Annotated in this window: 17 protein-coding genes; 4 read left to right on the top strand and 13 right to left on the bottom strand. The window is 70.8% G+C overall.

Features of this window, described 5'->3' with window-relative positions; translation table 11 throughout:
* Positions 1–133: 133 nt before the first annotated feature.
* The 4 genes from F6W70_RS04510 to F6W70_RS04495 form a co-directional block, all read right to left on the bottom strand.
* Complete coding sequence (locus F6W70_RS04510; protein ID WP_151486022.1) at positions 134–868, bottom strand: formylglycine-generating enzyme family protein; 735 nt, start codon at positions 866–868, stop codon at positions 134–136.
* 66 nt (positions 869–934) lie between these two features.
* Complete coding sequence (locus tag F6W70_RS04505; protein WP_151486021.1) at positions 935–2,737, bottom strand: thioredoxin domain-containing protein; 1,803 nt, start codon at positions 2,735–2,737, stop codon at positions 935–937.
* A gap of 33 nt (positions 2,738–2,770) precedes the next feature.
* Positions 2,771–3,340: an FMN reductase gene (gene msuE, locus F6W70_RS04500; RefSeq protein WP_055873680.1), complete on the bottom strand. Its 570-nt coding sequence runs from the start codon at positions 3,338–3,340 to the stop codon at positions 2,771–2,773.
* Between the two features lie 90 nt (positions 3,341–3,430).
* Positions 3,431–4,267 (bottom strand): aldo/keto reductase, encoded by an 837-nt coding sequence (locus F6W70_RS04495; protein ID WP_151486020.1) that lies wholly within the window; start codon positions 4,265–4,267, stop codon positions 3,431–3,433.
* A 104-nt stretch (positions 4,268–4,371) separates the two neighbouring features.
* Between F6W70_RS04495 and F6W70_RS04490 the strand changes: the two genes are divergently transcribed.
* Positions 4,372–5,106, top strand: coding sequence for a hypothetical protein (locus tag F6W70_RS04490; protein ID WP_151486019.1), 735 nt, complete (start codon positions 4,372–4,374; stop codon positions 5,104–5,106).
* Between the two features lie 39 nt (positions 5,107–5,145).
* On the opposite strand, the gene F6W70_RS04485 is transcribed toward F6W70_RS04490, so the two are convergent.
* Positions 5,146–5,763, bottom strand: coding sequence for a TetR/AcrR family transcriptional regulator (locus F6W70_RS04485; RefSeq protein WP_318278794.1), 618 nt, complete (start codon positions 5,761–5,763; stop codon positions 5,146–5,148).
* A 125-nt stretch (positions 5,764–5,888) separates the two neighbouring features.
* Here F6W70_RS04485 and F6W70_RS04480 point away from each other — a divergent pair, with 125 nt between their 5' ends.
* Positions 5,889–6,674 carry an SDR family NAD(P)-dependent oxidoreductase gene (locus F6W70_RS04480; RefSeq protein WP_151486017.1) on the top strand — a complete coding sequence of 262 codons (786 nt, stop codon included), beginning with the start codon at positions 5,889–5,891 and terminating at the stop codon, positions 6,672–6,674.
* Between the two features lie 52 nt (positions 6,675–6,726).
* Here F6W70_RS04480 and F6W70_RS04475 read toward each other — a convergent pair whose 3' ends face one another.
* Positions 6,727–9,984 carry a LamG-like jellyroll fold domain-containing protein gene (locus tag F6W70_RS04475; RefSeq protein WP_318278793.1) on the bottom strand — a complete coding sequence of 1,086 codons (3,258 nt, stop codon included), beginning with the start codon at positions 9,982–9,984 and terminating at the stop codon, positions 6,727–6,729.
* A 228-nt stretch (positions 9,985–10,212) separates the two neighbouring features.
* The gene (locus F6W70_RS04470) at positions 10,213–11,415 is read right to left on the bottom strand and encodes a heparan-alpha-glucosaminide N-acetyltransferase domain-containing protein (RefSeq protein WP_318278792.1); all 1,203 of its coding nucleotides are present in this window, start codon (positions 11,413–11,415) and stop codon (positions 10,213–10,215) included.
* Between the two features lie 63 nt (positions 11,416–11,478).
* Between F6W70_RS04470 and hrpA the strand changes: the two genes are divergently transcribed.
* Both hrpA and F6W70_RS04460 read left to right on the top strand, forming a co-directional pair.
* Positions 11,479–15,429 carry an ATP-dependent RNA helicase HrpA gene (gene hrpA, locus F6W70_RS04465; protein ID WP_151486015.1) on the top strand — a complete coding sequence of 1,317 codons (3,951 nt, stop codon included), beginning with the start codon at positions 11,479–11,481 and terminating at the stop codon, positions 15,427–15,429.
* A gap of 39 nt (positions 15,430–15,468) precedes the next feature.
* Positions 15,469–16,413: a quinone oxidoreductase family protein gene (locus tag F6W70_RS04460; RefSeq protein ID WP_055873701.1), complete on the top strand. Its 945-nt coding sequence runs from the start codon at positions 15,469–15,471 to the stop codon at positions 16,411–16,413.
* 16 nt (positions 16,414–16,429) lie between these two features.
* Here the strand turns inward: F6W70_RS04460 and F6W70_RS04455 are convergent, their stop codons facing one another.
* The 6 genes from F6W70_RS04455 to F6W70_RS04430 are packed head-to-tail and all read right to left on the bottom strand — an operon-like array spanning position 16,430 to position 22,190.
* The gene (locus tag F6W70_RS04455) at positions 16,430–17,038 is read right to left on the bottom strand and encodes an alkylhydroperoxidase domain protein (protein WP_151486014.1); all 609 of its coding nucleotides are present in this window, start codon (positions 17,036–17,038) and stop codon (positions 16,430–16,432) included.
* On the bottom strand, positions 17,035–17,655 hold the full coding sequence (locus F6W70_RS04450) for a CMD domain protein (protein WP_141385908.1): 621 nt from the start codon (positions 17,653–17,655) through the stop codon (positions 17,035–17,037). Before F6W70_RS04450 ends, F6W70_RS04455 begins: the two co-directional genes overlap by 4 nt.
* Positions 17,652–18,707, bottom strand: coding sequence for a putative FMN-dependent luciferase-like monooxygenase (locus F6W70_RS04445; protein ID WP_151486013.1), 1,056 nt, complete (start codon positions 18,705–18,707; stop codon positions 17,652–17,654). The genes F6W70_RS04450 and F6W70_RS04445 overlap by 4 nt, the downstream gene beginning before the upstream one ends.
* Positions 18,704–20,320: a dipeptide ABC transporter ATP-binding protein gene (locus tag F6W70_RS04440; protein WP_151486012.1), complete on the bottom strand. Its 1,617-nt coding sequence runs from the start codon at positions 20,318–20,320 to the stop codon at positions 18,704–18,706. Before F6W70_RS04440 ends, F6W70_RS04445 begins: the two co-directional genes overlap by 4 nt.
* On the bottom strand, positions 20,317–21,213 hold the full coding sequence (locus F6W70_RS04435; RefSeq protein ID WP_151486011.1) for an ABC transporter permease: 897 nt from the start codon (positions 21,211–21,213) through the stop codon (positions 20,317–20,319). The genes F6W70_RS04440 and F6W70_RS04435 overlap by 4 nt, the downstream gene beginning before the upstream one ends.
* The gene (locus tag F6W70_RS04430; protein ID WP_151486010.1) at positions 21,210–22,190 is read right to left on the bottom strand and encodes an ABC transporter permease; all 981 of its coding nucleotides are present in this window, start codon (positions 22,188–22,190) and stop codon (positions 21,210–21,212) included. Before F6W70_RS04430 ends, F6W70_RS04435 begins: the two co-directional genes overlap by 4 nt.

The following is a 22,190-nucleotide window of genomic DNA, read 5'->3' as shown; positions in this document are numbered from 1 at the left end:
GCACCGCCTGCTGTCGCGCAACAGTAGAACGGATCGCGGCCACTGGGCAATCGGCGCACCGGAAGCTGCGCATCTCGCGCAATCGACCGGCATTCCTCAGGGAACTGCTAGGCAGATTGCACAGTCGCGACGATCACTCGGCGGAGGCCGCGAGCCGGAACCCGATGCCCACCGCGACGAGGTCGGCCTCGTAGGCCCCGTGTCGCCGCGCGCAGCGGGCCAGGTCGACGTCGTGGCGGAACGCGCCGCCGCGCGTGATGTGCGGGTCGGCCGCCCAGTCCTCGACAGTCGGGACACTGTCGGGCGCACCCGGGTACGGCGCGTACCGGGTCGAGGTCCACTCGTCGACGTTGCCGACCATGTCGAGCACTCCGAACGCACTGGCACCGTCCGGGAACGACCCGACGGGCGTCGTGGTGCCGAGCCCGAGGTCGAACAGGTTCGCCCTCCCCCGCACGTACTCGTCTCCCCAGGGGAACTCGCGGGTGTCATCACCGCGCGCCGCCCGCTCCCACTCGTCTTCGGTCGGCAGTCGCACCTCTTCGCCGAGTTGCGAGCCGATCCAGGCGGCGAAGGCGGATGCTTCGGCCCAGGTGACTCCGACGACCGGATGCTCGTCGATCCCGGCGATGGCACGGGCGCCGGTCTCCTCCGCGTACGCGGCCCACTGCGCGACGGTGACCGGGGTGCGGGCGAGCCGGAACGCCGGGACGACGATCCGCGTGCGCGGCGTCTCCTTCTCGTACCAGGCACGCGGAACCCCCGTGTCGGCATAGCGGACGGTGAGGGCGTCGACCTCGTCGGGCGGCGTCCCCCGCTGCAGCGTGCCCGCCGGGATGCCGACCCACTCGATCTGCTGCGCGGCCATGCAGCTTCCCCTCTCGAACACTGTCAGTCCCCAGCGTAGGAGCCGCAGCGCCCTCGAGGGCCGCCGTCAGCGCGTGAGCGAGACCTCGGCCGGGTCGCTCACCGGCAGCCGGCACACGAACGCGCGGCAGTCGTAGGCGCGTTCCGCCGACGCGTCCTTCCCCTCGAACAGCTCGAACCCGGCATCGGCGAACGCCCGCGCCTCCTCCGTGGTCACCACGGCGACGACCTCGGCGTCCGCGCCCCTGGCGACCACGGCGAGGGCACTGTCGCGCGCTCCGGTGACCACGACGAGCTGGCGGGGAGGAACGGCGAGACCCGCCGCCACCCGCAGCAGGGTGCCGTGGGCGAACGGCTGCTCCAGCGAACGCGCGGCGAGCGCGCTCGCGGTCGTCACCGCCGCTTCGCGATACCGCTCCCCCGCTCCCAGCCACCATGCGGTCAGCGCGGCGCCGGCCACCGCAGCGGCATCGGAGGGCAGGTCGCCGTCGGTCTGGTCGGGCGAGGCCGCGATGCCCTGGCCAGACAGCAGCGGGTCGTCACCTACCGTGCCGTCGAGGGCCCCGTCGAGGATGCTGCGCGCCGCGATCGCCCAGGTCGCCTCGCCGGTCGCCAGCGCGAGCGCGAACAGGCCGTCGGCGAGAAGGCCGAGGTCCGCGGCGGTCGCTGACGCGACGGATGCCCGTCCGTCGAGCGACGCCCGCACGAGGGCGCCGTCGGCATCCCGGTTGGTCCGCAGCACCTCGTCCGCGGCAGAGGCCGCGGCATCGATCCAGCTCTGCTCGCCGAGCGCCGCGCCGGCCCTGGCGAGGGCGCCGATCGCGAGTCCGTTCCAGCCGGTGATCACCTTGCCGTCGACCGCCGGGGGCTCGAGCCCCGCCCGTTCGGCGAGCGGGCGGAGGTAGTACCCACCCTCGTTGCGCACGCCGTCGATCGTCGACTCCGAGTCCTGCGCCGCGCCGAATCCGCCGCCGTCGCGACGGAGCACATCGATCAGGAAGGAAGCGATGCCGCGCACGGTGCGCTCGTCTCCCGCGTCGCGCGCGACATCGAGCAGCTGCGCGTTGTCGGTCAGCATCCGCTCGTAGTGCGGCACCGTCCAGTCGCGCTGGGTCGCATACCGGAAGAACCCGCCATCCGCATCGCGAAGGTCGGAGTCCGCCATCGCGGCGAGCGCGCGTGCGGTGGCCGCCGACGCCTCGGGAGCGCCCTCCCGCACGAGCGGGTGCTGCAGGAAGCGCAGCGTCGTGGCGACAGGGAACTTCGGGGCTCCCCCGAAGCCGCCGAACTGCGGATCCTCGCGCTGCGCGATCGCCTGCGCCGCGGTCCCGATCGCGACGACGTCCGGCAGGGCCGAAGGCGCGGATTCCGCTGCGCGGGCGAGCGCGTCGGTCACGGCATCCGCCGACTCCTCGGCCTGCGCACGACGCAGCGTCCACGCTTCCCGCACCGCCGCGAGCACGTCGCGGAACGCGGGCATCGGGGGGCGCGCCTGCGGAGGCCAGTAGGTGCCGGCGTAGAAGGTGCGCCCGCGCGGGGTGGCGAAGACCGTGAGCGGCCAGCCGAGACTCTGCGTGAAGGCCGAGGCTGCGGCCATGTAGGCGCCGTCGACCTGCGGATGCTCCTCACGGTCGACCTTCACGGCCACGAACCCGTCGTTGATGAGCGCGGCGGTGGCGGGGTCGGCGAACGACTCCCGCGCCATCACGTGGCACCAGTGGCAGGTCGAGTAGCCGATCGAGATGAGCAGCGGCACGTCGCGCCGCTGCGCCTCGGCGAACGCCTCCTCACCCCACGGATACCAGTCGACGGGGTTGTCGGCGTGCGCGCGGAGGTACGGGCTGAGGGTGTCGCCGAGCCGGTTGGTCATGCCTTCACGCTACGCCCGCGGGGCGCGGCGGGGTCAGCCGACGAGCAGCTCGACCGGACGCGACGCCGCGTAGCCCACCAGCGGCAGAGCGCGCTCCGCCGCCAGGGCGATGCGGGCTTCGAGCACCTCCGAGACGATCTCGTAGCCGTCGAAGTCCGTGTTGCTGGCGTAGACGCCGACCGGAAGGGTGAGCGCCTGGAAGAACGCGAACAGCGGACGCAGCTGGTGCTCGATGATCAGCGCATGCTTCTCGCCGCCGCCGGTCGCCGCCAGCAGCACGGGCGTGCCCACAAGGTCGTACTGGCCGACGAAGTCGAAGAGGTGCTTGAAGAGCCCGGTGAACGAGGCACGGTAGACGGGGCTGCCCACGATCAGCAGATCGGCGGACTCGATCGCCTGCAGCTGCGCCTCGACCTCCGGCGGCAGCTGGTCGCGCTGGAGCGCGCCGGCCAGTCCCGGACCGATCCGCGTCAGCTCGATGAGCTGCGCCTCGACCTCAGCACGCTCGGCGACGGCGGCCGTGATCGCGCGGACGAGGGCGGTCGTCTTGCTGGGCTCGTGCAGGGATCCCGACACGGCGACGACACGGAACGGAGCTGTCATGCCTCGACGGTACTCACGACGACGCCCTGTGTCGCGTGGTGCGACACAGGGCGTCATGTGAGCTCGAAGGCTCCGTCTCACCGCAGCGGGTCAGTTGACCTCGTCCGGGTGGGAGCCGACGCGGCCGGAGCCGTCGAGCGGGTCGAGCGCGTCGATCGCCGCGATCTCGGCATCGGTCAGTTCGAAGCCGAAGACATCGAGGTTCTCGCGCAGGCGCTCGGCGCGCACCGACTTCGGGAACACGATGATGTCCTTCTGCAGGTGCCAGCGCAGCACGGCCTGGGCGGGCGTGACCCCGTGGGCCGCCGCGGCATCCGCCACCGCCGGAGCGCCGAACAGGTCGTACTTGCCCTGACCGAGCGGACCCCACGCCTCGATGCGCACACCTTTCGCGTCGGCCCAGGCGACCACGTCGCGCTGCTGGTAGGCGGGGTGCAGCTCGATCTGGTTCACGGCCGGCACGACACCGGTCTCCTTCACGGTGCGCTCCAGGTGCGGAACCAGGAAGTTCGAGACCCCGATGCTGCGGGTGAGCCCTGCGTCCCGCAGCTCGATGAGCTTCGCGAACGCATGCACGTAGTCGTCCTTGGCGGGGGTGGGCCAGTGCACGAGATACAGGTCGACCTTCTCCAGGCCGAGCTTCTCCAGGCTCTCGGCGATGGCCGCACGCGGCTCGTCGTCGTGGTGGCGGTCGTTCCAGAGCTTCGTCGTGACGAACAGCTCGTCGCGCGGGATGCCGGAAGCCGCGATGGCGGCACCGACGCCCTCCTCGTTGCCGTAGATCGCGGCGGTGTCGATGTGGCGGTAGCCGATCTCGAGCGCCTCGCTCACCGCGCGCTCGGTCTCTGCCGGCGGCACCTTGAAGACGCCGTAGCCGAGCTGCGGGATGGAATTGCCGTCGTTCAGTTCGAGTGCAGGAATCGTCATCCCTCCAGCCTATGACCTGTGATGACAGGCGGATCCGAACGATGACGAGGGAAGTCGGTGCGGGTGACGCGGCCCGCAACCGAGGTTCCGTAGGCTGAGGAACGATGAACGAGCGCGACGCCTCCGACGATGCGGAGTATCTCCCGCCACCTCCCCCTGCCGCGGACACGCCTGCGCCGGACGAGGAGGAGACCCGGATCGTCGCCGCGACCAAGAGGCGCAGTCGAACCATCGTCATCCTGGTCACCGTCGTCGCCGCCGTCCTGCTCCTCGGAACGATCGCGACGAACCTCCTTCTCGCCGCCGGACTGCGCGCCGAGATCGGCGAGGGACGCCCCGGCACATCGGCGACGCCGTCGGCATCCGCGTCCCCGACACCGACCCCCGATCGGCCGACGTCCGCGTGCAGCGAGCTCTGCGCCGCGGCCACCGAGGAGATCGGAGCCACCGCCGGCGACTGGCGGATCGAGGGCGACTGGACGAACGCGGCGAACGACCTCGGCTCGCGCGATGCCGCAACAGCGGTGTTCGCCTCCGACGCCGGCCGTGCCACGGTGACGGTGCTGCAGTTCCCCACCGACGACGCTGCCGCGCAGGCGGCCCTCGACATCCGCGCCAGGATCGGCGACCCGACATACACGGAACAGGTGTTCGACGACGGGTCGGGCACGCGATACGACTTCGACGGCGCGACCGTCAGCCGCGTCGTGTGGCATCTCGACGCCCAATCGAGGCCGCACACCCCCGGGCGTCTGTACATCGTCGAAGCGCCGACGAACGCCGCGGACAGCTTCGCCGGGCAAGCCGCCTATCAGCTGTATCTGGCGCTCCCGCTCTAGGCGCGGCGCATCCCGCCTGTCGTCCCGCGAGCACAGCCGTCAGTCGAGCCCGCGCAGCCCCTGCGACATCGCCTGGAAGGCGTCGACCGCCCGCGCCGCGGGGCGAGGGCCGTCGGGGTCGGCCGCCCACTGTTCGAGCCCGACACGGATCGAGGCCGTCGCGACGGTGGCCAGCAGCGTCGCCTCCCACACCGCGAGCCCTCGATCCTGGAGGATCACGCGCAGCCGACGCTCGGAATCGTCATTCACGCGCAGCCAGACGTCGCGCATCGCGGTGTCGTCGTCGAGCCCCCGGAGCACCCCGAGCATCGTGTCGAGTTCGAGACCCTCGGTCTCGGTGCGCTCCCCCGCATCGGACCGGTCCTCGACGAGCTGCGCCCGGATCACGGCCGGTATCTGCGCGCGCAGTGACCGCTCTCCGACCTCCGCGAACGCCTCTTGCCAGCGCTGGGCTCCCACACTGAGGATCGGCGCGATCGCATCTTCCTTGCGCGCGAAGTACCGGTAGAACGTGCGCACCGATACGCCGGCACGCGCGGCGATCTGCTCAGCGGTGACACCCGTCACGCTCTGCTCGGCGAACAGGGTGGCGGCAGCGGCGGCGATGTCGCGTTCGGTCGCGGCCTTGCGGCGCTCGGTGAGGGTCGAGGTCTCCACCGTCACAGCGTACGGGAAGAGGCCGCCTGCTCGACAGAAGACGCCTAGGTGGCACGATCTGCCATACAGGCATAGTCTGCCTACAACGGAGTGTCGCACCACGACACCACGACGAAGGGAAGACCATGAACCGCTACGAAGGACGTCGGGCGCTCATCACCGGCGGAGGGTCGGGCATCGGCCAGGCCACCGTGCTGCGGATGCTGCGCGAGGGCGGCAGCGTCGTCGCCGCCGACGTCAGCACCGCAGGCCTCGAGGACACCATCGCCCGGGCCGGGACCCTCGCCTCGCGGCTCACGACGGTCACGATGAACATCGCCGATGAGGCCTCCGTCGCCGCGGGCGTCGCCGAGGCCGTGGCCGCCCTGGGCGGACTCGACGTCCTCGTGAACGCCGCCGGCATCCTGCGCTCCTCGCACACCCACGAGACGACGCTCGATCAGTTCGAGCAGGTCATCCGGATCAACCTGGTAGGCACGTTCCTCGTGATCCGTGAGGCGATCCCCGCGCTGCTCGAGGGCACTTCGTCGGCCGTGGTCAACTTCAGCTCGACCTCAGCCGGCTTCGCCCACCCGTACATGGCGGCCTACGCCGCCAGCAAGGGCGGCGTGCAGTCGATGACCCACGCGCTGGCGGCCGAATACGCCAAAGGCGGGATCCGCTTCACCGCGGTGCAGCCCGGTTCGATCTCCTCCGGCATGACGGACGGATCCGGTCGGAGCAACCAGAGCAATGGACCGGGCCTGCCTGCCGACGCCGACATGAGCCTGTTCATGAAGCTCGCACCCGCGATCGGTCAGGGCTTCGCCGGCCCCGAGTCGGTCGCCGGTGTCGTGGCGATGCTCGCGAGCGAGGACGGCGCCTTCATCACCGGCACCGAGGTGCGCATCGACGGCGGCACCCACTTCTGACAGAAAGGGTGGGGGCCCGGCTCATGCCGGGACCCCCCACCCGCTCACCCGGTCACTCGCCCTGTCGAAGGGTCTTGACCTCGTTCACGCTCACGACGTTGGTGCCGGTCGCGGCGCCGGCCCGATAGGAGAACACGGACGGCGAGCCCTCGCCCTGCAGCGCGGGGGTCGCATCGGTCGTGGACACCAGCCACGCCGCCGGCTCCGGCTGCCCGTCGGCCCACACCTTCGCGCGGATCGTCGTCGACGGCGAACCGGACGTCTCGGTCGACAGGTGGAACACGGTCCCCGCGCTCCAGGTCATACCGGGGACCGCCGCGCTGGCGATCGCCGTGCCGTTGCGCTGGATCACGACCCACACCGAGCCATCGGCGCGATGCCACGCCAGAGCGCGGTACCCCACGTCACCCGTGCGACGAGAGCCCGCACCGACGTAGACCGTGCCCGACTCCGGACCGCCCGAGAGCGAGTAGGACATCGTCGTGGCGGAATCGCGCACAGACGCATCGTCCAACAGCATCTCTCGCGTCTGTCCCGCGACGAGGTCGATCACTCCGGCGCCGTCCTTGACCGACAGCGCCGTCGACTTGCCCTGCATCGGCGTCCACAGACCGCCGATGTCCGCAGTGCCCCATCCGGACTCGACCGCACGATCGAATCCGTCGGCGGCCGCCACCACATCGGCGGCGACAGGCGCCGTGACGACGACCTGCTTCTCACTCGACGCGGACAGTCCGCTGCTGTCGGTCACGGTCATGCGCACCGTGTAGGTTCCCGCCGCCGCGTACTCGTGCGACGCCGTGGCGCCGGTGGCCGTCGAGCCGTCGCCGAAGTCCCATGCGTAGGCGCTGATGGTGGCCGCACCGTCGGCGACGGAACCTGCGCCGTCGACCGCCACGCTCAGATCGGTCGTCTGCGCGGTGAAGACCGCCGTCGGAGCCTTGAGGCCCTTTCCGACCTGGAAGTGCGAGCGCACCTGCTCGGAGTTCAACGCGAACGAGTACACCGCGGCCTCATCCAGCGACCCCTTGAAGTAGTTCGACGAGGGAGCCGACGGCCAGCCCGTGAGCAGGTCGCCCCCGATGCGCACATACGCGGGATCGGTCTTGGCGTTCGTCACCGCCGGATCCGACGCGACGAGCTCCCCGTCGACGTACAGCTTCATCCCGTCCGCGCTCTGCGAGACGACGGCGTGATGCCAGGCGCCGTCATTCAGCGCCTTGTCTCCGGAGATGGTGGCACGGGTCTGCGCTGCGAAGACTCCGAAGGTCAGCGTCCCGCTGTTCGTCATGTAGAGGTGACGGTCGACCGTCGCCGAGCTCCCCGTCTTGGCGGAGCCGGAGCCGATGAGCATGCCGCCGGTCGTCGTCGTGGTCTTGAACCAGATCTCCGAGGAGAAGTCCTTCGACACAGTTGCCTTGGCGTCGGAGGACACCCGTCCGTTCGTGGTGCCGTTGACGGTGGTCGATCCGGTGCCGCCGTTCTCGATTCCGGACGACGAGACCGTGGCGCCCGTCCCGTTCACCGGGTTGTTCGATCCCGCCCAGTCCTTCGAGACGTTCCCCATCGGGTAGTACAGCGAGGGGCTGTCGGCGAGAACCTTCGTCGTGTATGCCGACACGGTGCCCGCTGTGGCCTTCGCGCTCACGCTCGCACTGGTCGCGGTGTTGCCGTCGGCGTCCTTCGCGACCACGGTGTAGCTCTGGGTCGCGCCCGGAGTCGCCGACGGGTCGTCGAGCGTGACCGTCGCGCGCTTCCACCAGGTTCCGTCTGCGGTCGTGCTCGCCACGGGCTCAGCGGTTCCGGCGCGGTACAGCTCGTAGGTGAGCGTCAGATCATCCCGATCCCAGTTGGTCTGGATCGACACGCGAGCACGACCGGGAACGGGCGAGGTGCCCGCGGTGGGCTTCCAGTTCGCATCGGCGACGCGGGGGCCGTCCTTCGCGCCGGCCGGAGGGTTGGTGGAGAACCGGACCAGTCCCTCGAACTGACCGCCGTTGACGGATCGGAACTCGCCGCCGATCGAGATCATGTCGCCGGAGCCGGTGATCGACAGGCCTGCCTGGCCGAGTCCGGTCGTGGTGCCCACCGACCAGTCCGGTGCCCACTGATACGGCGACGGTGCGGGAGTTCCCGCCCAGCTGGCGTACCCGGAGTAGGTGTTCGCGGAAAGGGTGCCGCGCGCGTCCGTCGTGTACGCCTCGGCGTACTGGTAGACCGCGGGGCTCTTCTGCGGCTGCAGCCCCATCGTGTTGCAGGAGTGCATGTGGCTCGTCGTGTAGACCACCTTGCCGGTGGAGTAGACGCCGTAGTGGTCGCCGTGGCAGTCCGCGATCCAGCGCACGGCGCCGCTTCCCGCCTCTGCGGCGAACGTGCCCTCGAGGTTGCCCCCGCCGGACCAGCTCCACCCGGTGCCGTAGACCGTGTTCGCGTCGGTAGCGAGAGCGAAGATGCCGGAGTTGCTGCTGCTCCCGCTGTTCTTGACGACCTTGGAGATGCCCCAGTCGGTGTCAGCCGCCCCCGTGGACTTGTCCACCGCGGCAGATCCGCGCAGGCTGCTGCCGTTGAGCGTCGAGAACCGGCCTCCGACGATGACCTTCGCCCCGGCCGGGTCCATCACGAGGGCATCGACCTGACGGTCGGCCAGCGGAGCCCAGCTCAGCAGAGCGCCGTTCCCGGCGTCGAGTGCGGCGAGGTTCTTGCGGGCGACGCCGTTCGCCTGGGTGAACAGACCGCCGAGGTAGATGTTCGATCCGTCGGTCGTGATCGCGTACACACCGCTGCCGCCGATCGACGGCGCGAACTGCGGGACGAGCTCGCCGGTCTTCGCATCCAGTGCGGCGAAGTTCCAGCGGTCCTTGCCGTTCACGCTGTTGAACGAACCGCCGATGTAGATGCGGGATCCGTCAGGAGACGCAGCGACCGCCTTGATCACTCCGTTGACCTTCGGGGCGAACGACGACAGCGCGCCGGTCACGATGTCGTACGCCAGCACGTTCGATCGTGCGGTCAACGACGTACCGGGGGCCGCCTTCGGCTCGCGCGCGTTGTCGAACTTGCCCACCGCGTAGACGGTCGTGCCGATCGTGGTCTGCGCCCAGACGTAGCCGTTGTCGATCTGCACGGTCGGGATCGGATCCGACGTCACCACGTTCTCGTCGCGCTGCAACTGCGGCGGCATCGACGGCGGCACCTCTGCCGCACCCGCCGCTGTCGCGCCCACACCAGACAGACCGGCGATCAGCAGACCCGCCGTCAGCGCTGACGCGACGACACCCCGCGCTCGTCGCCCGAAACTCGTATTCCCCACAGTGACTCCCCAGTCCATGCTGTTCCGAACGCGAGGTCGTCACTCCACCGCGCGCTCGACGACATCGAGGCGGCGAAGAACGCCGCAACGCGGTGGTGTGAACTCCCCAGTTCAGAACTCCCCAGTCCGACCCGAGATGCGGGTCGGTCGCGAACGCCAGACAGCGTGCGCGATCCCACGCTAGCACATCGCCCCTCTCGGCTTCCGGGAGTGCCGGCGCCGATCGGCTCAGCGCCGGGGCACCGCCGCCATCGCCGCCGCTCCTCGTCCGACCAGACGTTCGAGCGGCCCCCGTCCGAAGAACATCGACCAGAGCGTCGTGATCACGAGCAGCCCGATCGCGGTCGCGGCCCAGAAGGCGTTGCTGGAGAAGAACCCGCCCGGCCCGCCGACCACCATGATCGAGAGGACGTGCGCGCTGTATGCCGTCAACGGCATGGAACCGAGCGCACCGAGCGGGAGCAGCACCCAGCGCAAGGGCCTGCTCAGCAGCAGACACAGGGCGATGATCGTGAGCGCGAAGCCGCCGGATCCGAGGATCTCGGCCGTGCCGCCGCTGTGCGGGTCGACCGCGAAGACCGCCGTGAGCACGGCGCGAAGCGGGTCGGACGCGGCGAGCGCCTGCGGATAGTCCTCCCACCCGGCCGGCGGAGCCCAACTGCCGGAACCGCCGTCGATGATCGAGCCGCTGCCCGACGAGAGCTCCGCGGCGGACGAGCTGCCGCCGACGACACCGGTGATACCCGCTGCCTGTCCGATGCCTCCGAGGCCGTATCCGATCACCATCAGTGCGAGTCCGATGCCGAGAGCCGCCACCGCGGTGCGCAGCCGCCCGATGTTCAGGCGCCCGAGCGCCATGCCCGCCAGCACCAGGGCCATCCAGACGGTGATCGGATAAGTGCCGTACAGCACGAACCCGATGCCGGAACCGTAGGGGTTGAGCATCACCGCATTCAGGAACGCGAGCAGCGCGGGGCCCAGGAGCGCGAGCACCCCGGCTCCCGCCAGCAGCTGCCAGGGTCGCCAGCGCAGGAACGGGATGACCGCGACGTAGAGCAGGCCGTAGAGCGTGAGGATCACCGCGATCGGGGTGTTCAGCATCTCCAAGGCCAGACCGATCACGAAGATCACCGCGCCCCGGCCGATCAGGTTCAGCCGGATGCTCGGGATGCGCTCCCGCTCGGGGAGGGCGCTGCGCCCGGTCATCAGGGCGATCGAGATGCCGGCGAGCACCGCGAAGAGGATCGAGGAGCGTCCGTGCACCAGATCGGTCCAGGTGGCCGGGTCGAGCCACTGGAACGGCTCGGTCTCGCCGATGTGCGCTCCGGCCATGCCGAGGATCGCCAGCCCCCTGGCGATGTCAAGGCCCAGGATGCGCGGGGGCCGTCCGAACTCGTGGAACCACCGGACGGGAGCGAGAGCAGTGATCACCCCCCGATCGTAGGGGCTGACATCGGCATGCACATGCCCGATCCCGGCATACGATGGAGGGCTATGTCCTCCCCTGTGATCTCCTATCCCCCGGAGCTGCCGGTCAGTGCGGCCAGGGCGGAGATCTCCGATGCCATCCGCGACCACCAGGTCGTGATCGTCGCGGGTGCGACGGGCTCTGGCAAGACCACGCAGCTGCCGAAGATCGCGCTCGAGCTGGGGCGAGAGCGCATCGCGCACACGCAGCCCCGGCGTCTCGCCGCCCGCACGATCGCGGAACGGGTCGCGGAAGAGCTCCAGGTCGAGATGGGCACGCTCGTCGGATACAAGGTGCGCTTCACCGACAAGGTGTCCGACGCCACCCGCATCGCCCTGATGACCGACGGCATCCTGCTCAACGAGATCCACCGCGACCGGCTGCTCACGCGCTACGACACGATCATCATCGACGAGGCGCACGAGCGCTCCCTCAACGTCGACTTCCTGCTCGGCTACCTGGCCCGCATCCTCCCGGAGCGCCCCGACCTCAAGGTGATCATCACCTCGGCGACGATCGATCCGGAGAGCTTCGCGAAGCACTTCGCCGCCTCCGACGGCACGCCGGCACCGATCATCGAGGTCTCGGGACGCACCTACCCGGTGGAGATCCGCTATCGCGGTCCGGTCGAGGATGCGGACGACGAGGCTGAGCCGGCCGAGCCGGAGGACGAGGTCTCGGCCATCGTCGCCGCGCTGCGCGAGCTCGACCGCGAGGCGCCGGGCGACGTGCTCGTCTTCCTCCCCGGCGAGGCCGAGATCCGCGATGCCGCCGACGCCGTTCGGGGCGCCTATGCGAACGACCGCGCCCCCACCGAGGTGCTGCCCCTGTTCGGACGACTCTCCGCCGCCGATCAGCACCGGGTGTTCGAGCGCAGCCGGGTGGCCGGGGTGCGCCGCCGGGTGATCCTCGCCACCAACGTCGCCGAGACGAGCCTCACGGTCCCCGGCATCAAGTACGTCATCGACACCGGCACCGCACGCATCTCCCGGTACAGCAATCGCTCCAAGGTGCAGCGGCTGCCGATCGAGGCCGTCTCGCAGGCCTCGGCCAATCAGCGTTCGGGCCGCGCGGGTCGAACCAGCGACGGCATCGCCATCCGCCTCTACTCGGAAGAGGACTACGCCAAGCGGCCGGAATACACCGAGCCCGAGATCCTGCGCACGTCTCTGGCCTCGGTCATCCTGCAGATGCTCTCGCTCGGCTTCGGCGACATCACGGCGTTCCCCTTCCTCACCCCGCCCGACTCCCGCGGTGTGAAGGCCGCGTTCGACCTGCTCACCGAGCTCGGTGCGGTCGAGCCGTCCCGCCGCGACGGCGCCCCGCACCTCACCCGCACGGGTCGCGACATCTCGCGCATGCCGATCGACCCGCGGTTCGCCCGCATGCTGATCGAAGCCGGTCGGGCCGGTTCCGGCGGCACCGTGACGCGCGACGTGCTCGCGATCGTCTCGGGCATGACGATCCAGGATGTGCGGGAGCGGCCGGAGGAACGCCGGGAGGAGGCCGACCGTCTGCACGCTCGATTCGTCGACCCGACCAGCGACTTCCTCACCCTGCTGAATCTGTGGAACCACCTGCGCGAGCAGCAGCGCGAACTCGGCTCGAGCGCCTTCCGCCGGCTGTGCCGCTCCGAGCACCTCAACTACGTGCGGGTGCGCGAGTGGTTCGACGTGCATCGCCAGCTGCGCACACTCGTGAAGACACCGGACCGGCAGCGCGACGACGCCCGCACGGACGAGCGCGACGCGACCAGCGATCCCGACGCCATCCACCGCGCCCTGCTGTCGGGTCTGCTCTCGCAGATCGGCATCCTCGACGAGCGCACCGCCCCTGCGGGCAGATCGCACGCCCCCGCCAAGGAGCCGAAGGGCCGTCGTGTCGCGGAGTACCGCGGCGCCCGCGGCATCCGCTTCTCGATCTTCCCCGGGTCGGGGCTGCGCAAGAAGAGCCCACGCGCGGTGATCGCCGCCGAGATCGTCGAGACCTCGCGCACGTTCGCGCGCACGGTCGCCGCGATCGATCCCGCCTGGGCCGAGCCGCTCGCCGGCGACCTCGCCAAGCGTCAGGTGACCGAGCCGCACTGGTCGAAGGATGCCGGCGCCGCGGTCGCCTTCGAGAAGGTGACGCTGTTCGGGCTCGAGATCATCCCGCGTCGGCGCGTGCAGTTCGCCCGCATCGACCGGGCCGCCTCGCGAGAGCTGTTCGTGCGGCATGCGCTCGTCGAGGGCGAGTGGGATCCGACACGGATCGACAAGCGGGTGAGCGCCTTCTGGCGCAGCAACGCCGAATTGCGCAAACGCCTCGAGAAGCTCGAGGAGCGCGAGCGCCGCCGCGACATCCTCGCCGGCGACGAAGCCGTCTTCCGGTTCTACGACGAACGCATCCCCACCGATGTGTTCGACGTGCGCTCGTTCGAGAGCTGGTGGCGCGAGGCGATGGCCACGACGCCGAAGCTGCTCGTGATGCGCGAGAGCGACCTGATCGATGACGAGGAACGAGCGGATCAGCGCGAGTTCCCGACGCGGTGGACGCAGGGCGACCAGGTGCTCGGCCTCGCGTACCGGTTCGAGCCCGGCGCCGACGACGACGGTGTGAGCGTGGTCGTGCCGCTGCCGCTGCTCGCGCAGATCGAGGACCGCGGCTTCGACTGGCAGGTTCCTGGCCTGCGCGCCGAACTCGTGACCGGGCTTCTGCGCGCCCTCCCCAAGGCGATCCGCCGCCATGTCGTCCCCGCGGCCGATTGGGCCGAGAAGTTCGGTGCAGAGCTCGTCGAGGAGGGACCGGAGTCGCACGGCGGCCTGCCGCCGCGCACGCTCAAGGAGGCCCTCGCCCGCCGCATCCAACCGCTCGCGAATCAGCTGGTCTCCGCCGCCGACTTCGACGACGAGCGGGTGCCGCCGCACTTGCGCATGAACTTCCGCGCCGTGGACGAGCGAGGCAGGATCGTCGGCTCGGGGCGCGATCTGCGTGCCCTGCAGGCCCAGCTCTCCGACCGCGCACGCAGCAGCGTCGCCCGATCGATCGCCGCTCCGGCCCGCGCCGGCACGCCACGAGCGGGCCGCGGAGCCGAACGCGGCGGCGTCGACCGCGTGGCCGCCGCACCGCTCGAGCAGACGGGCCTCACCGCCTGGACCTTCGGCGACCTGCCCGAGGTGCTCGACACCCGCGTCGCCGGCGGCGTCGTGCGGGGGTATCCGGCCATCGTCGACCAGGGCAAGACCGTTTCGGTACGCGTCGAATCCACCCCGGATGCCGCCGCTGCCGCCACGCGCGACGGCGTGCTGCGGCTCGTGCTGCTCGGCGTGCCCTCGCCCTCGTCCTATGTGCAGGAGCACCTCACCAGCCAGGAGAAGCTGGCGCTCGCCGCCTCGCCCTATCCCTCCGCCGCCGCCCTCATCGAGGACTGCCGCGCGGCGGTCGCGCGCAAGGTCATCGAGGGTCTCGTGCCCGACGGGATCGTGCGCAACGAGGCGGACTTCGCGCGGGTGCGCGACGCGGTCTCCTCCGTCCTCGTCGACGAGCTCTTCGCGTGCGTCTCCCTGGTCGCCCGCATCCTCACCAAATCCCGCGACGTCGAGCGCGGCATCAAGTCGCAGAACTCGCTCGCCCTGCTCGGGCCCCTCAACGACATCCGCACCCAGCTGAGCGGCCTGCTGCACCCCGGGTTCGTCTCCGCCGCCGGCGCCGACCGCCTCACGCAGTTCCCCCGATACCTGGAGGGGATGCTCGACCGGCTGAAGACCCTCTCCAGCGAACCCGGCAAGGACCGCGCGCGCATGACCGAGTACGAGCGGATGGCGAAGGCCTTCGAAGACGCGGGCGGCACGATCCCGCTCTCCGCCGACGCGACACCCGCGCTCGTCGAGGTGCGCTGGCTGCTGGAGGAGTATCGGGTGAGCGTCTTCGCACAGCGACTGGGCACCGCGCAGCCGGTGTCGCCGCAGCGCATCATGAAGGCACTGTCGGGGCGCTGATCCGCGACCGCTCGGCCCGCCGCGGGTAGCCTTGAGCGCATGGCTCGCGCGATCGTGTACACCGAAATCGGCTCCCCCGCTGTCCTGCATCTGATCGAGGTCCCCGATCCCGTCGCGGCACGGGGCGAGGTCGTCGTGCGCATCGAAGCGGCAGGGGCGAACCCGATCGACGCGAAGCTGCGCGGCGGCAAGCGCCCGTCGCCGCCGATCACCGAGCCGCGTCCGGTCGGCTTCGACGGCGCCGGCGTCATCGAAGCGCTCGGTGAGGGCGTCGACGACTTCGCCGTCGGCGACCGGGTCGCCATCCGCGACGGGCACGGCACCTATTCCTCGGCGCTCGCCATCCCGACCGAGAACCTCGCCAAGCTCCCCGACTCCGTCACCACCGCCGAAGGCGCCGGAATCGGCATCCCCGCCGGCACCGCCTACCAGGCACTGCGCTCGCTCGGGGTGGCCGAGGGCGACGTGCTGCTCGTGCACGGAGGCTCCGGAGCGGTCGGTCAAGCGGCCGTGCAGTTCGCCGTCGCCTGGGGTGCGACCGTGATCGCGACCGGCAGCCCCGCCCGTCACGACCAGCTGCGCGAGCTCGGCGCCCTCCCCGTGGCCTACGGCGACGGCCTTCTCGACCGGGTCCGCGCGGCCGCGTCGTCCCCCGTCACGGTGGTGCTCGACTGCGCCGGCACCGACGAGGCGATCGAGACCTCCCTCGCCCTGGTGGCCGACCGAGACCGCATCGCGACGATCGTGCGGGGGCCGGATGCCGCGTCCTTCGGCATCCGCGCCTTCTCCGGCGGCTCCCCCGTGCCGTTGACCGCGCAGGAACTCGCCTGGCGTGCCGAGGCCCTCCCCGAGACGATCGCGCTCCTGGATGCCGGGGACTTCACGATCGAGCTCGGACCGCAGCTGCCGCTCGCCGAAGCGGCGCGGGCCCATGAGCTCATGGAATCCGGCGCCGCCTCGGGCAAGATCATCCTGCTGCCCTAGCGGCAGCCGTTCCGGATCAGGCCGGAGCCACCGGCCGTCCGATCGACAGCATCAGCCGGTTCGCCCAGTTGAAGAACGCGGCGCCGTGGATGACGTCGGCGACCTCCAGATCGTCGAGTCCTGCCGCGCGCAGTCGCGAGATCTCCTCCTCGCCGAACGCACTGGGCGTGTCGGTGAGGGCGACGGATGCCGCGACGATCGCGTTCCAGCGCGCGCCCAGGTCGGCATCGACGCCCTCCTCCAGCAGCAGGTCGACGTCGTCCGTGCGCCTGCTGTGGTGCGCGGCGAAGCGAGAGTGCACCGAGGCGCAGAAGACGCAGCCGTTGCGACGCGATGCCGCCGTGGCCGCCAGCTCGCGGTCCGCACGCGGGAGGCCCTCCGCAGCGTTGTAGAAGATGTCCTTGTCCACCAAGGTCCGCGCCTTGAGCACCTCGGGGTCGCGGGCCAACAGTCGGAAGTAGTCGTTCTTCGCCCGCGCGACGTCGACGAGACCGTCGTAGTGCCGCGCGGTCAGCTCCTCCTCCGCGAGGGGTTCCAGGTGCGGGACCCAGCCGACCTCGCCGCGGGTGAAGGCGTGCGGGTGCGGGGCGTCGTCGTGACGGAGCACGGTCTGAGCGGCGGTCATGCTGCCTCCTCCTCGACGAGCGCGGTCCGGGCGAGCCCTGCGGCAGCGAGCGCCCGAAGCCCGGTGACCACGCGCTGCTGGAAGGCGAGGAACGACACCAGCTGCGACAACGTCACGATCCCGTCCGCCGACCACCCGGCATCGAGCAGGCGTCCGAGGTCGGCGCCCGAGGCCTCACGAGGGCGGAACACGAGCAGATGCGTGTGCGCGAGCGCGGCGGCGAGGCGCTCGCCGATGACCGCGGTGACGGTGCCGGCGGGCTCGTACCGCTCACCCTCGGTGTTCTCGTTCTGCAGGCCGAGCTCGGTGTAGGCGCCGAACGGACCGCGCACGGCTGAATCGGCCGCCTCCGCCAACACGACGCGCGCCCGCTGCGAGTCCGTCTCCCGTGCACGCACGGCGTAGAACACCGCGGTCGCGTCATCGGCTCCGGCCAGCCCGGTCGCGAAGGCCGCGACGAGCTCGCGCTCCGCCTGCGAGACGTGCGCGACCGTCACCGGCCGGAAGAGGGCGTCGAAGCTCGCCTGCAGCTGCTCCCTGGTGACGGGACGGCGACGGCGCAGGGCATCCAGCTCCGGCGTCACCTCCACGATCCGGTCCACGATGTCGTCGGTCATGCGTTCTCCTTCAGGGTGAGGTTCTCATCGGCACTGGTTCTGTGCGGGGTGGGACTGAGGGCATAGCCGAGGGCGGGAGCGACCTCGTCGGCGAAGAGGGCGATCGAGCGCAGCACGTGCTCATGCGGTGCGTCGACCGAGTGCACCTGGAATGCCACCTCGGTCGCCCGGGCGAGGGTGCGGTCGGCGGCGAGAGACTCCGCCACGTCTTCGGGCGTGCCCAGGTGCGTATCGAGGGCGGCGATCAGTTCGTCGATGCTGTCGCCGGGGATCGTCTGCCCCTGCCGGCGGAAGCCCTCCGCCGCCCGGCGCAGCCCGACCTCGGCGAACCGCAGCGCCTCGGCACGGTCGTCCGCGACGAACACGGTGCGTGAGGCGGTTATCCTCGGAGTCGCTCCCTCCGGCAGAGCGTCGAGGTACGCGTCGATGATCGGGTCCTGCAGTTCCGACAACGGCGCGTGCAGGCGGTCAGCACGGCGCGGCTGCGTGCGGGAGAGCAGCAGGCCGTGCCCGTGCACCCCGGCACGGTGCCCGCCGGGAGCTGAGAAGGTGGCCTGCCAGATGCGGTCGGCGAGGTCGCCGGCATCCGGGTAGAGCGTGTTGCCCGCGCCGACGTCGCGCCCGGCGAGGCCGTCGAGCAGTGTTCGCAGCTTGCGGTCGTAGGTCGGCGCTTTGTCGCGAACGTCCTCCCCGAAGGGCACGAACGACGAGGGGGTGCCGCCGCTGCCGAGTCCCAGATCCACACGCCCCCCGGAGAGCAGATCGGCGACAGCGGCGTCTTCGGCCACGCGCACCGGATCCTCCAAGGGCAGGGTGATCACCCCGGTGCCGAGGCGGATGTCCCTGGTCGCGGCGGCCACGTGCGCGAGGAAGACGAGCGGCGACGGCAGGCCTCCCTCCGCCGCGTGGAAGTGATGCTGGGCGACCCAGGCCCTCCCGATCCCGTGCCGCTCCGCCTGCTGGATCTGTGCGGTCGCCAGCGCGTACCGCGAAGCCGCGGATGCGTCGTCGAGCAGGCGGGTGAAGAAGGCGACGGTGGGGGCGGTGGTCATACGAGGTTCTCCGTTCGTCCGGGGACCGCGGCCAGCAGCTCCCTGGTGTACTCGTGCTGCGGATCGCGGAAGAGGTCCTCCGTCTGTCCCTCCTCCACGATCCGGCCACGGCGCATGACCGAGACCGTGTGGCTGATCCTGCGCACGACGGCGAGGTCGTGCGAGATGAACAGGTATGTGAGCGCGAGCTCCGCCTGCAACGAGGTGAGCAGTTCGAGGATGCGTGCCTGCACCGTGACATCCAGCGCCGACACGGCCTCGTCGAGCACCACGACCTCCGGATCGATCGCGAGGGCCCTGGCGATCGCGACGCGCTGCCGCTGTCCGCCCGAGAGTTCGCGCGGGGTGCGGCGTGCGAGGTCGGCGGGCAGCGAGACCCGGTCGAGGAGGGCGAGCGCCCGCTCCCTGCGCTCGGCACGCGAGCCGACGCGGAAGTTCTGCAGCGGCTCCGCGACGATGTCGACGATCTGCTGACGGGGATCCAATGAGGCGAAGGGGTTCTGGTAGACCAGCTGCACGCGTCGGCGCAGAGCGCGCAGCTGCTCGCGCTTCGCGTGCCTGACGTCTTCTCCCGCGACCTCGATGGCCCCGGCATCGGGCTGGTGGAATCGCGTGATCAGCCGCGCCGTGGTGGTCTTGCCCGAGCCCGACTCCCCCACGAGCGCGTGAGTGGTGCCCCGGCGCACACGGAACGAGACGTCGTCCACCGCGCGGAACCGCTCGCGCCCCGCCACCCGGAACTCCTTCACGAGCCCCTCGGCCACGATCGCATAGGGGTTCTCCGCCGCCACGGCCGCCGCATCGCGCAGGAACGGCGGGGCCTCGGGCCGACGGAATCCGGTCGCGAACGCCGGAGCATCGGCGAGCAGCTGTCGCGTGTAGGGATCGGAGGGCGCGGCCAGCACCGCCTCGCTCGGCCCCTGTTCCACGATCCGTCCGTCCTTGAGCACGACGAGACGCTCGGCACGGTCCGCGGCCACACCGAGATCATGGGTCACGAGCAGGATGCTGGTGCCCTCCTCGCGCTGGAGTTCGTCGAGCAGATCGAGCACGGTGCGCTGCACGGTGGCATCGAGCGCACTGGTCGGCTCGTCCGCGATCAGCACACGGGGCCGCAGCGCGATCGCCGTGGCGATCAGCACCCGCTGACGCATGCCGCCGGAGAGCTCGTGCGGATACTGCCGAGCCCGCAGATCCGGGTCGTCGATGCCGACGCGGTCGAGCAGCTCGATCACCCGTGCGCGACGCGAGCGCCGGTCCCGATGTCCGTGCAGGCGCAGGATCTCCTCGACCTGCGCCCCGATCGGACGCACGGGGTCGAGGGAGGCGGTGGGGTCCTGCGGCACCAGACCGATCTCCGCACCACGGATGCCCCGCAGCGCGCGATCGGTCCATCCCGAGATGTCGAGGTCTCCGAGTACCACGCTGCCTCCGTCGACCGTGCCGCCGGAGGGCAGGAGACCGAGGATCGCATGGGCGGTCGTGGACTTGCCCGATCCCGACTCGCCGACCAGGGCGAGCGTCTCGCCTTCCTCGATCTCGAACGAGATGCCGTGCACGACTTCCCTGCCGTTGTAGGAGATCCGCAGATCCGACGCTGCCAGAACGCTCATCGCGTCCTCCTTCCGATGCGGTGGCTGATGCGGTTGGCGCTGAGCACGACCGCGACGACGACGAGACCGGGGAGCGCGGTGAGCCACCAGGCGGTGCCCACGTAGTTGCGGCCCTCGGCGATCAGCAGGCCCCATTCCGGGGTGGGCGGCGGAGCACCGTAGCCGAGGAAGCCGAGGGTCGAGATCGCGAGGATCGCGGTGCCGAACTGCAGCGCGGCGAGCGCGACGATCGGGGTGAGGGAGTTGGGCAGCACGTGTCGGCGGAGGGCTGCGAAGAACGTGGCACCGCTGCCGAAGGCCGCCTCGACGTACTCGGTGCGCCGTACGCGGGCGACCTCGGCGCGCATCAGACGTGCGAAGGCCGCCACGCTGCCGAGGCCCACCGCGAGGGCGGCGTTGACCGTGCCGAACCCGAGCAGGATGATCACCGAGAGCGACAGCAGCAGCCCGGGGATCGCGAGCAGCACGTCGACGATCCGCATCAGGACGTCGTCGACCACGCCACCAACGGCTCCGGCGATCGCGCCGAGCACCGTGCCGAGGGCGAGACCGACCGTGACGGCGATCAGCGCGCCCGAGAGCGAGTGCACGGCGCCGTGGACCACGCGGCCGAACAGGTCACGGCCGAGGGTGTCGGTGCCGAACCAGTGCGCGACGCTCGGGGGCAGCAGCTTGTCCGCCGGCACGCCGGTGAGCGGGTCACCGGGCGCGAACACCCCGGGGACGACGGCCCAGAGCACGGCGACGGCGACCACGGCGAAGGCCAGGTACAGCCCCCACCCGCGGCGGCGCAGACGACCGTCCGAGCGAGGCGGCTGCGTGCCCTCCGGAACGACCGGCGCCGCGACGACGTCGGGGTCGACGCTCGTCTCGGCGATCACGGGAGCGGTCATGCGGACACCTCCTGGGGTGCGGGTCGCGAGGCGGCGGATGCGGTGGAGCGCGAGAGCGTGCGCTGGCGGGGGTCGATGAGAGGGGTGACGAGATCGACCGCGAAGCTGATCACCACGAAGCCGAGGGCCGAGAGCAGCACGACGCCCTGCAGCACCGGGATGTCCTGGTTCGCGACGGCCTGCTCGGTGAGGCGGCCGATGCCCGTGCGTCCGAAGACGGTCTCGGTCACGACCGCTCCCCCGACGAGTTCGCCGAACAGCACTCCGGCGATCGTGAGGGTCGGCACGGCGGCGTTGCGGGCCACCGAGCGCGTGAGCACCCACAGCGGCGGGGCGCCCTTCGCCCGCACCACGGTGATGAACGGCTGCGCCTGCACCTGGTCGATCGCGCGGACCAGCACCTGGGCGAGCGGGGCCGAGATCGGCACGGCGAGCGTCAGCACGGGAAGGACGAGCCCGCTCACCGGGTCGGCTCCGACGATGGGCACCCAGCAGAGCCCGAACGAGAACACCTGGATGAGCAGGATGCCGAGCCAGAACACCGGCACCGCCACGAACAGGCCCGGCACCTGGCGGAGGCCGTCGCGCAGCCAGGCGAAGGGGGCGAGCCAGGAGAGCCCGGCGATCAGGACGGCCAGCAGCAGGGCGACGACGAGTCCGAGCGATGCGAGCAGCAGAGTCGCGGGAAGCGCCTCGGTGAGCATCGTCAGCACGGGCGTGCCGAACTGCGTCGAGAAGCCGAAGTCCCCGGCGAGGAAGCCGAGGCCCGCATGCACGTACTGCTCCCACCAGGGCAGATCGGCGCCGTAGGTGGTGCGGATGCTGTCGAGCTGGTCCGGCGACAGCCCGAGGCTGGGGTCGGAGAACTTGATCAGGATCGCATCGCCCGGCAGCAGCTGCAGCAGGAAGAAGGTGGCCGTGAAGGCCGCGATCAGAACGATCGCGGCCTGCCCGGCTCGTCGGAGGACGAACGTCAT

The organism is Microbacterium maritypicum, assembly GCF_008868125.1.
Lineage (GTDB): Bacteria > Actinomycetota > Actinomycetes > Actinomycetales > Microbacteriaceae > Microbacterium > Microbacterium maritypicum.
Note: the sequence above shows the minus strand (reverse complement) of the source record. Positions and strands in the feature narration are given on the sequence as shown.

What these genes read in the sequence shown, in the direction of transcription:
- F6W70_RS04510 (WP_151486022.1), bottom strand. Translation starts at nt 868, where the DNA reads ATGGCCGCGCAGCAGATCGAGTGGGTCGGCATCCCGGCGGGCACGCTG.
- F6W70_RS04505 (WP_151486021.1), bottom strand. Translation starts at nt 2,737, where the DNA reads ATGACCAACCGGCTCGGCGACACCCTCAGCCCGTACCTCCGCGCGCAC.
- msuE (WP_055873680.1), bottom strand. Translation starts at nt 3,340, where the DNA reads ATGACAGCTCCGTTCCGTGTCGTCGCCGTGTCGGGATCCCTGCACGAG.
- F6W70_RS04495 (WP_151486020.1), bottom strand. Translation starts at nt 4,267, where the DNA reads ATGACGATTCCTGCACTCGAACTGAACGACGGCAATTCCATCCCGCAG.
- F6W70_RS04490 (WP_151486019.1), top strand. Translation starts at nt 4,372, where the DNA reads ATGAACGAGCGCGACGCCTCCGACGATGCGGAGTATCTCCCGCCACCT.
- F6W70_RS04480 (WP_151486017.1), top strand. Translation starts at nt 5,889, where the DNA reads ATGAACCGCTACGAAGGACGTCGGGCGCTCATCACCGGCGGAGGGTCG.
- hrpA (WP_151486015.1), top strand. Translation starts at nt 11,479, where the DNA reads ATGTCCTCCCCTGTGATCTCCTATCCCCCGGAGCTGCCGGTCAGTGCG.
- F6W70_RS04460 (WP_055873701.1), top strand. Translation starts at nt 15,469, where the DNA reads ATGGCTCGCGCGATCGTGTACACCGAAATCGGCTCCCCCGCTGTCCTG.
- F6W70_RS04455 (WP_151486014.1), bottom strand. Translation starts at nt 17,038, where the DNA reads ATGACCGCCGCTCAGACCGTGCTCCGTCACGACGACGCCCCGCACCCG.
- F6W70_RS04450 (WP_141385908.1), bottom strand. Translation starts at nt 17,655, where the DNA reads ATGACCGACGACATCGTGGACCGGATCGTGGAGGTGACGCCGGAGCTG.
- F6W70_RS04445 (WP_151486013.1), bottom strand. Translation starts at nt 18,707, where the DNA reads ATGACCACCGCCCCCACCGTCGCCTTCTTCACCCGCCTGCTCGACGAC.
- F6W70_RS04440 (WP_151486012.1), bottom strand. Translation starts at nt 20,320, where the DNA reads ATGAGCGTTCTGGCAGCGTCGGATCTGCGGATCTCCTACAACGGCAGG.
- F6W70_RS04435 (WP_151486011.1), bottom strand. Translation starts at nt 21,213, where the DNA reads ATGACCGCTCCCGTGATCGCCGAGACGAGCGTCGACCCCGACGTCGTC.
- F6W70_RS04430 (WP_151486010.1), bottom strand. Translation starts at nt 22,190, where the DNA reads ATGACGTTCGTCCTCCGACGAGCCGGGCAGGCCGCGATCGTTCTGATC.